Here is a 14,210-nt window from a genome sequence, read left to right as displayed (position 1 = left end):
GAACAGATTTGGAACTCTCTTTCACTAGGGAAGGCGCTAATTACAAACTTGTCTATGATGTTTACTCTGTTTAAATTTAGAACATAACATTGGTGTTTTAATAAACTCGGTATTTGTCCAATACCGGGTTTATCAATCTGTAAAATCCACGTAAAAAGTTTTTAATTTTTGTATTTATTTTAACTTAAATATACTGACTCTAGTAGATATCGGCTGAAATCGTGTAACCTTTAGTAATGGCTTATATTACAAGCTTTTGCTTTTTCTGCCATGCTACTTACTGTAGCCTGTGAAACCACGCACAGCAATCGCTCATGGGTAAACTACCCAAGAGCGCGTTGCCTCACCACCGCAGTGGCTCCTCCGGACTTCTGCCTTTTTGTACTAAATCCCTACGCACTACTTGTCGAAAAGAGCGTTTTTTTCCTCCCCTGCACAAAGGTGCAACCCCTGCACCCCTGCTTGTCTCACTCGACAATTTTCTCAGCCCTTGCAGTATTGAATCCCTACGAGGAAGCAGGGCAAACCTAAACTTCCCTGAATTTTCTGACTTTTTCTGACCTATGGAACCAAAAATGAATTGAGCAGCTTCTGAATTTAGCTCAACTTCTATACAAAATTATCAATCATACTAACAATAGAAAGCAGTCAAAAAGCTTTCTGGCATAGAATTCACAATCTTACCGAAAATTTCCCAAATATTTTTTGGACACCAATACTTATTATCAATTATGAAATATCAAGTTGTTCTACAACACAGCGAAGAAGACTGCGGTGCTGCTTGTATTGCCAGTATTGCCAAATATTACGGACGTACTTTTGCCATCAGTCGGGTGCGGGAAGCCGTGGGAACTGGTTCGCGAGGCACTTCTTTACTGGGTTTGAAACGGGGTGCAGACGCACTGGGGTTTAATGCTCGTCAGGTAAAAGCTAATCCTGAAATGCTTGAGCGTTTAAACGAAGTCCCTTTACCCGCAATTATTCATTGGAAAGGATATCACTGGGTTGTATTGTACGGTCAAAAAGGGAAAAAATACATTGTTGCTGACCCCAGTCTTGGTATGCGTTACCTCACTCGTAAAGAGTTAATGACGGGTTGGATTAATGGTGTCATGCTCTTGCTAGAACCAGACTACAGCCGTTTTCTAGAACAACCAGAAGATAAAATTGGTGGTTTTGGACGTTTTCTTGCCCGTACTTGGCCTTATCGCTTTATTCTTGCTCAGGCAATTGGTATTAATATAGCTATCGGTCTTCTCTCCCTCGCTTCTCCCTTAATGATGCAGTTACTAACTGATGATGTGTTGGTGAGGGGAGATACTCAATTGCTAACAACGGTGGCAATTGGGGTTATTACTATGAATTTTATTAGGAGCGCGATCGCATTAGTACAATCCCACCTCATCGGTCACTTTGGTCAGCGCTTGCAATTCGGGTTAATTTTAGAATACGGACGCAAACTTTTACACTTACCCCTGTCATATTTTGAAGGGCGTCGCAGTGGGGAAGTTGTCAGCCGCATTTCTGATGTCAATGCCATCAATGCTCTTGTATCCCAAATTGTTCTCGGTTTACCCAGCCAATTCTTTATCGCTGTGGTTTCCTTGGGAATTATGCTGTTCTACAGTTGGCAACTATCCATAGCTTCCTTTGTTGCATTTCTTATCTTGACTTGCATTAATCTGCTTTTTGTCCCAATGATGCGGAATAAAACCCGCAAATCTATCGTTTTACGAACAGAAAATCAAGGTTTTCTTGTAGAAACTTTTCGTGGCGTCCAAGTGCTAAAAACAACCCAAGCAACTCCCCAAGCGTGGGAAGAGTATCAAACAAATTACGGTCGCCTTGCAAACCTAGGGTGGAGTACGATGAAACTGGGGTTATACAGTGGTACTATCACCAGTCTGATTTCCACATTCACCAATATTGCCTTACTTTGGATAGGAAGTTATTTAGTTATCAACCATACCCTAACCATTGGTCAACTCTTAATGTTCAATGGTATGAGCGGTAACTTTCTCGGTTTCTTAAGTTCGGCAATTGGCTTAGTTGATAAATTTATTACCGCACAAGTTGTTATTCAGCGCCTGACAGAAGTTATTGACGCCACTGCAGAAGACGAAAACGACTTCAAAAAACCGTGGGTTCAAATTCCCAGTAATGCAGATATCACTTGCACCAACCTCAACTTCCACCATGCGGGTAGAGTAGACCTACTGCAAGACTTTTCTCTCACTATCCCCGGCGGTCAAGTCATTGCTTTAGTTGGTAAATCAGGTTGTGGCAAAAGCACTTTAGCTAAATTAATAACTGCTTTATATCAGACTCAATCGGGTAATGTCTCTTATGGCATATACAACCAACAAGACCTATCTTTAGAATGCTTGCGACAGCAAATCGTTCTCGTACCTCAAGAAGCACACTTTTGGAGCCGCTCAATTATTGACAACTTCCGCTTCAGTTATCCCAACATTACTTTTGAACAAATTGTACAAGCTTGCCAAATTGCTGGTGCAGATGAATTTATCAACAAACTACCTGATAAATATCAAACAGTTTTAGGAGAATTTGGGGCAAATCTTTCCGGCGGACAAAAGCAAAGATTGGCTATAGCTAGAGCAATAGCAACCGATCCCCCCGTACTTATTTTAGATGAATCAACTGGTGCTCTTGACCCAGTTAGCGAAGCCGAAGTATTAGATAAACTGTTACACCACCGACGCGGTAAAACCACAATTACGATCAGCCATCGCCCCAAAGTCATTGAAAGATCTGATTGGATTGTAGTCCTCGAACAAGGTCGCTTAAAAATCCAAGGAACTCCAGAATACCTCCGACAAATCCCTGGCGAACACCTACACTTCCTAGAAGATGTTAGCACTCAAAGGTCATTGTTAGCAGCGATCGGCGAGCAGTAAATCTTAGAGTTTTGCTAGTTTCCTACAGTGTAAAAGCTTGCACAATCCAAAATCTAAAGTCCAAAATCTAAAATCTAAAATCTAAAATCTTATGATTAGCCACTTCAAATCCGATTCTCTATCCTTCACCCAAGAAAACGATTTTCTGCCCCCCATGAGTCGCTGGACAACCTACGGTGGAATGTTCATCTTAGGTGTCATATGTTTAGCAGTTCCAGTTGCTTCTGTTAGTAAATATAAAGAGGTTGTTAAAACAGAAGCTGTTATCCGTCCAGCAGGTGAACTGCGAATTGTTCAAGCAGCAACAGAAGGTCAAATTATAGGAATTTCAGTTCAAGAAAATCAACCTATTAAAAAAGGAGATGTTATAGCCACTATTGACGACTCCCGCCTGCAAACTAAAAAAAGTCAACTGCAAAGCAGTATTCAACAAGCAAAGTTACAACTTTTTCAAATTAACTCCCAAATTCGCGCTCTCAACAATCAAATCCATGCTGAAACTGACCGTATAAACCGCACTATTGCTTCTGCTGAAGCTGAACTGAGTGGGCGCGTTCGATCGTACCAAGATAAAAGAATGACTACTGTTGCAGAAGTTCAAGAAGCTGAAGCAAATGTTGGCATCTCTGAAGAGGATTTACGCAAGGCTCATGCAGAGTTAAGATCGGCGCAAGCAAATTTAAATGCGGCTAGGTCAGCTTTGATAGCTGCACGCTCCAAACAAAATCGATATGAAATGGCGGCTAAAGTAGGAGCGCTATCAAAAGACCAGTTAGAAGAAGCACAACTCGCTGCTAGCCAACAAGAACAAGCAGTGGAAGGACACAAAGCAGCTGTTGAAGCACAAAAACAAACTATTGCTCGCCTCGAACAAGCTGTTTCTGCGTCTATTGCTAGAAGCCAAAAAGTAAAAGTCGCTTTAAATCCCAGCCAATCAGAAATCGCGATCGCAACAGAACGTATTGCCCAAGAAAAAGCAGCCGGAAAAGCTAGCTTGGCTACATTGGATAAAGAACGCCAAGCTCTGATAGCACAAAGGATTGAAGCCCAAAAACAGTTAGATCGCGATGTCCGCGAATTGCAACAAGTGGGAATGGATATCAGACAAACAATTATCACAGCCCCATCTGACGGGACTATCTTCAAACTCAGCTTGCGGAACTCCAGTCAAACCGTGCGCTCGGGAGAAGAAATTGCCCAAATTGCTCCGAGCAACTCAAAACTAGTCGCTAAGAGTTCGGTCAGTGCAGAGGAAGTGAGTAAAGTCAAAGTTGGCCAACAAGTTCACCTGCGGATATCTGCGTGTCCTCATCCAGATTACGGTACTCTAAAAGGAAAAGTCACAGCTATTTCTCCAGATGCCATCTCCCCTCAAGCCCAAGGTGCTAACTCCAATAGTGGCACTACAGCTAGCAAGATGGTAACGGGTGGTGCTTTCTACGAGGTTAGTATAGAACCAGAAAACTTGGTGCTAGCTCAAGGCAAAAGTCAATGCCTCATAACTTTGGGCATGCAAGGCAGAGCAGATATTATCTCTCGAGAAGAAACTGTATTACAATTCTTCATGAGAAAGGCAAAATTAATTGCTGATTTTTAAAATATTTTGCAGCAATTGTAAGTAGGTAGATGGCTTACAGCAATTGCACTACTATTTAATTTGTACGGGTATAGTACGCCTTCAATGCTAAAATCATAATTAAATATACTTGCCATATTGCCAAAGAGTTGGATTCTTAAAGAAAGTTTTGAGTTGGATTGAGATAGCTATTGTATTTCCTATGAAACTATGCCTAAAGTCCTTAAATATGCGATCGCTTTTACACATACATTAACAGTATGTTTTGTCAATATTGTCTCTGAAAACTGTGTATCGGCTCAGATTAATCCAGATGAAACTTTAGGGTCAGAACGCTCATCGCTCGCGCCAAATGTTGGAATTAGACAAGGAGTGAGAGGCGATCGCATAGACGGGGGAGCAATACGAGGTAGCAATCTTTTTCATAGTTTTCAAGAATTTAATATTAACGAAGGGCAAAGAGTTTATTTTAACAATCCCGCAGGAATTACAAACATTATTACTCGAGTCACAGGCACTAAACTCTCAAACATTTTAGGAACATTAGGTGTCAATGGCAGTGCAAATTTATTTTTCATCAATCCCAATGGGATGATTTTTGGTCAAAATGCCAGATTAGATATCCAAGGGTCATTCATTGCAAGTACTGCTAGTGGTCTGAACTTTGCCGATAATACGCAATTCAGTGCAACAGCTTCCCAAAACTCTCCCTTGCTAACCGTTAGCGTTCCAATTGGTTTGCAATTTACAAGCAATTCCCAAGGAATTTTAGTTCGGGGAAATGGTCGAGGTTTAAGGAGACAGGAGAATCCAATCATTGATACAAATAATGCTTTACGCACGCAACCCGATCGAACGCTAGCTCTAGTAGGTGGAGATGTCACTTTTGAAGGTGGGACATTGAAAACTGCAGGAGGAAGAATCGAGTTGGGTAGCGTTGCGGGTACTGGTAATGTCAGTTTGACTGCTGTGCAAAAAGGTTTTTCTTTAGGTTATGAAGGTGTTGCTAATTTTGGAGATATTCAACTGTCCGGAGCCACAGCAATTGATGCTAGTGGCGAGGGTGGCGGTGAGATTGAAATCAGAGGCAAAAGAGTAGTGCTTCGGGAGGGTTCGCAAATTGAAGCGACTCGCTTGGAAAAGGGCTTTGGCGGAAAGTTGACCGTAACCGCTTCAGATCTAGTAGAACTCGGCGGGACAACTGCTGACAATCTTGGAGATAACCGACGATTTCCCAGTTCCCTGTCTGTTGACAATCGAAAAGTCGGGGACATCCCTGGGGAACTGACAATCAACACCAGACAATTGATTATCCGACCGGGAGGACGAATATCAGCTAGCAATGCAGGTCAAGGAAAGGGAGGCAATATAACGGTCAATGCTGCTGATTCTGTGGAATTGATTGGTATTTTCAACGCCATGGGAGGGCTGCGTTCTAGTGGCATATCCGTACAGACAACAGGTTCTGGAGACGCAGGAAATTTAGCTATCAACACTAAAAATTTGGTGATTCGGGATGGAGCAGAACTCTCTGCGTCTACCTTTAGTGCAGGTAATGGGGGAAGTGTAGAAATCAATGCCTCAGATTCTGTGGAATTGTTCAATACAAACGGGCAAATTCGCAGCAGAATAGTAGCCGAAGTGGGCAGAGATTTGAGAGAAGTTAACCGACAGGGAGAATCTGATTCTCCTACGGGACAAGGTGGAAATCTAACAATTAGAACCAGAAACTTGACTGTGAGAGATGGCGCAGTAGTGACTGTAAGTAGTAGAAGTGAAAATGCTAGAGCTCAAGGTGCAGGTACTTTAGACGTAACAGCTCGATCCGTTCGTTTGGATAATAAAGGACAAATTACTGCAGCTACTGCTTCCGGTCAGGGAGGAAATATTACACTACAAGTGCAAGATATCTTGCTTTTACGCCGTAATAGTTTAATATCCACCACAGCAGGTTCAGCACAAGCAGGAGGAGATGGAGGAAACATTAACATTAATACAAATTTCATCGTAGCTGTCTCCAATGAAAATAGCGATATCACCGCCAATGCTTTTAGTGGGAGTGGCGGTAATGTGAAAATTACAGCCCAAAGTATTTTTGGGTTAGAACCACGCAGCCGAGAACAACTCCAAACTTTATTGGGAACGAGTCAAGCTGGCGATACAGATCCGAGTCGGCTGCTCAGTAATGACATCACTGCTATTTCACAAGAAAACCCTTCTTTAAGCGGTCAGATTACCATCAACACGCCTGACGTTGACCCTTCCAAAATGTTGGTTGAATTGCCAATGGATATCGTCGATGTCAGTGGATTAATTCGTCAGGACCTTTGTGTTGCAGCCGATCGCGGAAGTAAATTTACCATAACCGGACGTGGAGGTTTACCTCCTTCTCCTCATGAAACCCTCAATCCTGATGCTGGGTGGGAAGATTGGCGCATCGTACAGCCACAGGCTTTATCTGAAAAAACAGAGAGTGCAAGAAATTATCAACCAAATTCAAAAGAACTTCAACCTATAAATATTATTGAAGCTCAAGGTTGGGTTATGAGTGCAAATGGTACGGTGGTTCTCACAGCTCAGCCTGCTGTCGTGACACCTCAAGGAACTTGGCTATCTCCTTTAGATTGTCAGCGGTTGAGGGCAAACTTATGAAGTCTAATGAAAAGATTAAAGTTGCTCAGTTACCCAATTTGTTGAAGCAGTTGGGAATTTTGCCGAGCTCTAGGAAGTCACGTATTTTGCAGCTTATTAATAAGAACAGAAAAATTCTTCAAATTATTTTGCTTGCGGCTTTAAGCGTCATCTTTAGCCTGCACAGTCCAATATTGTTTTCTGCTATCGCACAGCAACCTGGAGTCACTCAGCAATCTGCGATCGCATTAATGCAAGCAGGTAAAAAAAACTACGAAGAAGGATTGTTTGCTGAAGCAACAAAAACATTACAACAAGCAGTACAAATATACGCAGCAACAGGGGAGACTCTCAACCAAGCTCAAGCACTCAGTTTTGCTTCTTTAGCTCAACACAAATTAGGGCAATTTCAAGCAGCAGAAAATTCTATTCATAATAGTTTATCTTTGTTAAAAAGCTTGCCCGAACGTAAAGATACAATCCAAGTTCGTGCTTTAACTTTGAACGCTCAAGCACATTTACAATTGGCTAAAGGCAATGCTGAAACTGCTCTGGAATCTTGGCAAAATGCAGAAAAACTTTACAGGCAAATTCGCGATCGCTTGGGGATTCTTGGGAGTCTACTCAATCAAGCTTTGGCACTACAAGTTTTAGGTCTTTCCCGTCGCGCCGATCGAACAATTGCTCAAGTAGAACAAGAAATTTATCAAGAAACCGACCCCTCTTTCAAATTTGCTAGTTTGCTAAATCTCGGTCAAATTCGCCGTCAAGGAAGAGATTTGGAACAATCGCAGAAAATTTTACAGATGGGGCTAGAAGTAGCTCAAAAAATGCGATCGCCTGAATTTCAAAGTAAAGTTTTATTGAGTTTGGGCAATACTGAAATAGCTCTAGCGAAAAATGCAAAAGCATTAAAAAATGAAGAAAATTTTCAGACTTACACTCAGAAAGCTTTAAATGACTATCAACAAGCAGCTAATATTGCCATCTCACAACAGATAAAAGTTCAAGCAAAAATTAACCAATTTTCGATATTGCTGGAAAATCAGCAATATTCCTCTTTTCCAGTTTTGCTACCACAAATTAGCAGTTCTTTAGAGAGATTACCTAAGAGCAGATCTTCCATATATGCACGCGTACATTTTGCCAAAAATTTAATCCAATGGTTACAAGAAAGTAAAGAACCAAAAAACAAAAAGGATATAACTCAAATATTAAATACTGCTATCGATCAAGCTAGAAGTTTAACAGATCGAAGAGCAGAATCATATGCTTTGGGTACGCTTGGTGAGTTATATGAAAAAACTTTAGACGAGTCAAAGGCAATTGAATTAACTCAATCAGCTTTAGCGATCGCTCAGGCGACAAATGCACCAGATATTGCCTATCGCTGGCAGTGGCAAATGGGGCGGTTGCTTCAAAAGCAAGCAGAGACAACGCATCGCAGCAAAAATGCTGACGCTCAAGCAGTAAGTTACTACACTCAAGCTTTTAAGACTCTTAATAATTTACGGGGCGATTTAGTCGTCCTCAGTCCCGAAGTACAATTTTCCTTCCGAGAAACTGTAGAACCAGTCTACCGACAGTTAGTCGATTTACTTTTGCGAGATCCAAATCCCAATCGCGATCGTTTGATTCAAGCCCGTGACGTTATGGAAGCACTCCAGCTAGCAGAACTCGATAACTTTTTTGGCGATGCTTGTGCTAAACCAGAACAAGTCAAAATTGACGATCTCGATCCCCATGCAGCTGTTATCTATCCAATTATTTTGCCAGACCGTTTGGAAGTGGTTATCAAATTACCAGGCACCGATAACTTACGTCATTACGGTCATCAAAATGTTTCTAACACTCAAGTAGACGAAGCAGTCACACGACTGCGACAATCTTTAAAAAGACGCAGCATCAGCCCCAACCAGATAAAAAAAGAAGCTCAACAAATTTATAATTGGTTGATTAAACCTTTTGAAACTGAATTAGAAAATACCAAAAATCGAGAGGAAAGCAAGGTAAAAAATTTGATATTTGTTCTAGATGGTTCGTTGCGTAATTTACCTATGGCAGTTCTCCATGATGGAACAAGATACCTTATAGAAAGATACGCCGTGAGTGTTACTTCTGGTTTGCAACTGCTCGAACCCAAACCACTTCATAGAGAATCGCTAAGTGTTTTAGTAGGAGGTGCTACAGATGCTCCCAGTTTTGAAAAGGAAGGTTTAGGAGCCATAAATAATGTAGCGGTAGAACTAGAGGGCGTCAAGCAAAAAGTTCTGCACACTCAAATGTTGGAAAACCAAAAATTTCTCCAACAAAATATCGAACAACAAATTAATTCTAAACCCTATAATATCGTTCACTTGGCAACTCACGGGAAATTCAGTTCAAATCCAGAGCAAACTTTCATTTTAGATTGGCAAAAACGTATCAAAGTTAAGGATTTTGATAACTTACTGAACCTAGATTTTCAAAGGCGTACTAAACCAATCGAATTACTCATTCTTAGCGCTTGCGAGACAGCTACAGGAGACAATCGAGCAGCTTTAGGGCTAGCAGGAGTCGCACTCAAAGCAGGCGCACGCAGTACATTAGCTAGCTTGTGGCAAGTCAATGATGCCTCAACTGCTCAATTTATGATTAAGTTATATCAAGAACTGAATAATCCTCAAATCATGAAAGCAGAAGCATTACGAAATGTCCAGCGTGCTTTCCTAACAGAGTTTTCTAGCACGGATTATAACCGACCTTATCATTGGGCATCGTTTATTCTTGTAGGAAATTGGCTGTAATTTTGCAGACACTTAACGAACAAGCTGCATGCGCTTGATTGAGGTGACTGTTCGGCTTTTACCGCAGGGCTCAGCACTCTGACAATCATTAACCTTTCCCGGTCCGTAAAATAAGCGCACTTTCTTATTTAAATAAGTTTTTTCCTTTGCACAAATATCGTAAGATGCGTAAAGTCCTTGGTATTTTTTTCTCTTGCTATCTATTAAATCCACATAGCACGAAATATCACCGTTGGTAATACCCGTGACTGTGGCAATTTGAGGCAATTTAGTTGTTTGCTGTGCTTGAACAACAGAGGTGTTGGCAAAAATACTAATAGTAGAAGCTGCAAAAACACTAATAGAGAATCCTATGGCCGATATATGAGATATTTTTTTGACTTTCATAATTTTCTGTTTTTGAAATAACATGACTGTAAACGCATACACATTGCCAAGCGATACATTTATTTACGAATTATTCAATCTCCATACTTAAAAGTTGGAGATTAACGACTTACCGATCGGAGATCGCTGTCACGCTACCAACAATAGGCTCTTGTACAATTTTTCCCAGGTTAACATTTTCAGCATTTAACAGTTCTCTCCAAACACTCTGAAGATTGGGATTTTGTGGTTCTTTTAAGCGCAGTTGGGCTAATTCTGTTAATGTCTCCAACCAAATACCGTGTTTGGCGTAGACAGCAATTCTTTCTAGAGGTGTTTTTGCTGTATCTAACTCCTTTTGAAGTTCAGATGATGCTGAGACTCGTTGTACGACTCCAGTTAAGGAAGCTGGTGTCAGTGATTCGCTCTTGGAGGTTGCACTCGGACAGTTAATATCTACATACCAACGGTATTCTTTACCAACTGCTAAAGGTGGAACGCTTGACGGTAAACTGACACTGACAATACCGGGTGTTGCATTTAATTTAAAACGAGTGCGATAAACGTCTGTATCACCATCTTGCAAGACAAACTCGCCATCATTCACTTCCTCAGAAGTATAAGGAACATAAATCCAGAGAGTAGGATGTTCTTTTGTGGTTAATTTTAAGTTATGACTGCCTGCTAGACGAGTCAGTGGAGGCTTGTTTTTTTTAGCAAGGCAATCTCCTCGGCTTCCCGTACCGTCATTTGTTGGAGGCGTTCCCCGATCGGGTGGATCGTTGTGTGGTGGGATAAAACGAATTTTTGTCTGAGATGCTTTATTTGTAATTATTTGGGTTTGTGCTTGTGCTTGTGAGGGTAGGGAAACGAGATTCCAGCCACATATTACCCAAGGTAGAATCAATAACTGTTTTAACTGTAATTTCTGTAATTCTTTCATATGGGAATAATATTGCATCTCACGCTAACCGCAATAACTTGAACTACAAATTTAAATTATCTGATTCCGGACTTCTCGTCTGTCGTTCCCAGGCAGTCACGAACTGCTTTATATTAAGAGGCAGAGCCTCTAAAGAAGGTATTTCCAGCCAGAGCTTGGGAACGAGGTGCGGGAGGAAATATCGATGACACCTCTTTACCAAATTTCTAAGATCCCCGACTGCTCCCATAAGTCAGGGATCTTGTAGGCTCAATAGTTTTTAAATAAACTCTTAATCGATCGATTGAAAATTTGTTTTGAATCGTACAGTATAAATAATTACTAATCCACTAGCAGTTACTATCAAAGCAAAAGCAGATGGAACTAATGGCAACCAAGCGCCCTGTAACACTAATAAACCCCAACAACTGCCGTATAAAACTGTAATTGCGATCGCTTCTCCTAGTAGAATGCTTGCAGGTGACCTAAAAGACCAAGCGATCGCACCCCCGACTAATGACCAAAGCCCAATCCAGAGAATTTCTAGTGGTTTTGGCAACCACCAAATTAACGGTCTGCGATCCAATACACTGCTGAGAAGTTGACTGACCATATGTGCTTGAATTTCCAAACCAGTCAAACTTCGTACTGACCCTTGACCTCTACCAGAGGTTGTGCGCCAACGATGGTCGTTAAAACTGGGATCGGTTGTACCAATGAGAACGATGCGATCTTTGGCTAAATTGGGGTTGAATCCATCACTCAGTACTTCTTGCAGGGTAACTTTTCGAGCAATAGGTTCGGCGGCGCGGTAATTGAGCAATATTTGATGCCCGCTAGTATTAATATTGTGATAACCACCTGTATTTTTTTCTAAAGTTTTAAAGACAGTTTGACCAATTCTTAAATACGACTCTGAAGTGAAACCGCTTTCAATTTTTTCCTTAAGTAAGTAATGTGTGGCTAATTGCCAACTAAAAGCATAACTGTTTTGGCATGGTTCGGCATGACTGACTGCTAAAACATGGCGGCGGAGAACATCATCAACGTCTCTAACAACATTATTAAAACCTTGATTCTTTTTTGACACTTCTTTGGGCGGTGTAATGCCTGGGTTACCATACTTACAGATGGCAAAAAAGCTGTTGTTTTTCATCCCCATTGCTAAATCTCTGTTATTTGCTCCTATAGGGATTTCACGGTAAATATCTAAACCAATAGCTCGCGGTTGCGATCGCTCTAATTTAGCTAACAACTTCGTCAACGAGCGTTCGGACAGGGAAGCAGCCCCTCGCTCTGTAACAGGTTGAGATTGTACGTCTTGTTCGGTAATGGTAACAAGTAAAAGCCTTTCATCTTGTCCCTCATCGGGTCGCAACTGCATCAATTGGTCGTAAGATTGCAGTTCCCAAGATTGCAGAAAACCTAGCGATCTCATTCCAATTGTTAAACTCGTGACTAAAAGACTTGCCACAGTTACAGTTTTAATAGGAAGGACATTGAAGCGATTTTCAGGGATTTTGGTGTTTTGCTTAACCCAATTGCGATCGAAAACGGCTTGATATATTGGGTTTTTAACAACTAACTGTCCTTGTTGCAAGTTCACTAACCCGGATAGACGTAATTCTAAATGCTCGCAATTATTTTTAGCAGGGATTTTGCCCCGTTTTAATATTTGTAAATATAGGTGTAATAACTTTTGCTGAAAACGAGAGCGTAAAATGCGATCGTGAATTGTCCGCAAATGTTCCGGTCGGTCGTGAGATTCCCAATCATTAATAATTCGTGTTCGTACTAATCGATCGATTGATTCAGGAGTTTGTATTTCTGCTTCCTGAGAAATCAGCCAACATATTTTTTGTGTTAAAAAAGGTTGTCCGCCACTCCAGTAAAGAATTTCCTTTAAAGCAGTCTCAGGATGACTGACTTTGTCAAGTAATCCATCCATTAAAGCTGCACTTTCCTGAAATTGAAAACCTTTCAATTCAATAGCTCGACCAATATTAAAAGGTGTTGCAAATTCATCTTTAATCAGATCTGAAGGGGTTGCTACTCCTAGCAGTACAAAAGAAAGTCTTCTATATTCTGACTTAATTGCTCGTTTATCATAACAATTACGAATAAAAGCGAAAAATTCATCTGTAGGAAAACTCAAACTGAGAATACTGTCAATTTCATCTATAAATATAACAATTTTTTTGTTAATTTGCTTTAATAAAATTGTTTCAATAAACTCTCCCAAACGTTGTATTGGCGATAAGTCATTTTGTTCGCGCAGCCAATTTCGACGGTTAACTTTTAGTTCAAATCCACTGATTAACTCTTGAATAATACCTCCATACCATTGCTGTGGTGTAATCTGTTGACTGCCAATTCCACTAAGTTCAATTTCTGCACAGCAAATTCCTTGTTCGTGCAGTTTAAACATGGTATGAATTCTTAGAGAAGACTTACCCATTTGGCGTGAATTGAGGACATAACAATATTCACCTGCTAACAGAGCGTTGTAGAGTTCAACATCTGCTTGTCTCTCAATATAGGTAGGAGCATCAGGAGGTAAACTTCCCCCTATTTGGTATTTGTAGTCAGAGTGGGGTACAGTACTCATCAGGAATTGTCCTCAAACAACCAGTTATAGTAATAACAATAACTCCAACATTTCTCAAAAAAAACTCCTAACCTTAAACCCCCAATCTTCCCCAAATTATCTGAAGTTTTCCGAACATATTTTTTCTATGGTTTCTAAAAAATAGAAGCCCTGATTGGGAGCATCCCAATTTGGAAAAAATATGCTTGTGATTAAAATCACGCCTATGCGGACTTAATAAGAAGTCCACGTAGGTGGACTTTGTTTGTGTAGCCCCAGAATTCTATTCTGAGGGCAATTGCTTCCGTTCCTGGGCTACAGACTCGCTGCTTTGCACTGTAGGAGACGAAGTCTCAAATGAACGCATTCCAACCGATGCTAAAAGCGATATGGAATAGGTGCGGGACGTGAGGACTAAGAAATA

At 40.9% G+C, this 14,210-nt stretch carries 7 protein-coding genes; 4 read left to right on the top strand and 3 right to left on the bottom strand.

Going from position 1 to position 14,210, the window contains the following annotated elements:
• The first annotated feature begins 731 nt into the window (after positions 1 to 731).
• The 4 genes from AB0756_RS04515 (at position 732) to AB0756_RS04500 (ending at position 9,911) form a co-directional block, all read left to right on the top strand.
• Positions 732 to 2,918, top strand: a complete 2,187-nt coding sequence (locus tag AB0756_RS04515; protein ID WP_038072172.1) for a peptidase domain-containing ABC transporter — start codon at positions 732 to 734, stop codon at positions 2,916 to 2,918.
• A 91-nt stretch (positions 2,919 to 3,009) separates the two neighbouring features.
• Entirely contained in the window at positions 3,010 to 4,515 is a 1,506-nt protein-coding gene (locus tag AB0756_RS04510) for an HlyD family efflux transporter periplasmic adaptor subunit (protein WP_038072169.1), read from the top strand.
• Positions 4,516 to 4,704: 189 nt separating this feature from the next.
• Complete coding sequence (locus AB0756_RS04505) at positions 4,705 to 7,146, top strand: two-partner secretion domain-containing protein (protein WP_050046566.1); 2,442 nt, start codon at positions 4,705 to 4,707, stop codon at positions 7,144 to 7,146.
• Positions 7,143 to 9,911, top strand: coding sequence for a CHAT domain-containing protein (locus AB0756_RS04500; RefSeq protein ID WP_082051864.1), 2,769 nt, complete (start codon positions 7,143 to 7,145; stop codon positions 9,909 to 9,911). Before AB0756_RS04505 ends, AB0756_RS04500 begins: the two co-directional genes overlap by 4 nt.
• Before the next feature lie 12 nt (positions 9,912 to 9,923).
• Here the strand turns inward: AB0756_RS04500 and AB0756_RS04495 are convergent, their stop codons facing one another.
• The 3 genes from AB0756_RS04495 to AB0756_RS04485 all read right to left on the bottom strand — a co-directional run bounded on the left by AB0756_RS04495 (position 9,924) and on the right by AB0756_RS04485 (position 13,807).
• On the bottom strand, positions 9,924 to 10,298 hold the full coding sequence (locus AB0756_RS04495) for a hypothetical protein (protein WP_050046565.1): 375 nt from the start codon (positions 10,296 to 10,298) through the stop codon (positions 9,924 to 9,926).
• Between the two features lie 109 nt (positions 10,299 to 10,407).
• A complete protein-coding gene (locus tag AB0756_RS04490; protein ID WP_038072166.1) occupies positions 10,408 to 11,220 on the bottom strand; it encodes a DUF928 domain-containing protein in 813 nt (270 codons plus the stop codon).
• A gap of 271 nt (positions 11,221 to 11,491) precedes the next feature.
• Positions 11,492 to 13,807 carry a CHASE2 domain-containing protein gene (locus AB0756_RS04485; RefSeq protein WP_050046564.1) on the bottom strand — a complete coding sequence of 772 codons (2,316 nt, stop codon included), beginning with the start codon at positions 13,805 to 13,807 and terminating at the stop codon, positions 11,492 to 11,494.
• Between the last annotated feature and the right edge of the window lie 403 nt (positions 13,808 to 14,210).

This window comes from Tolypothrix campylonemoides VB511288_2 (genome assembly GCF_045999855.1).
GTDB classification, from domain to species: domain Bacteria; phylum Cyanobacteriota; class Cyanobacteriia; order Cyanobacteriales; family Nostocaceae; genus Scytonema; species Scytonema bouteillei_A.
Note: the sequence above shows the minus strand (reverse complement) of the source record. Positions and strands in the feature narration are given on the sequence as shown.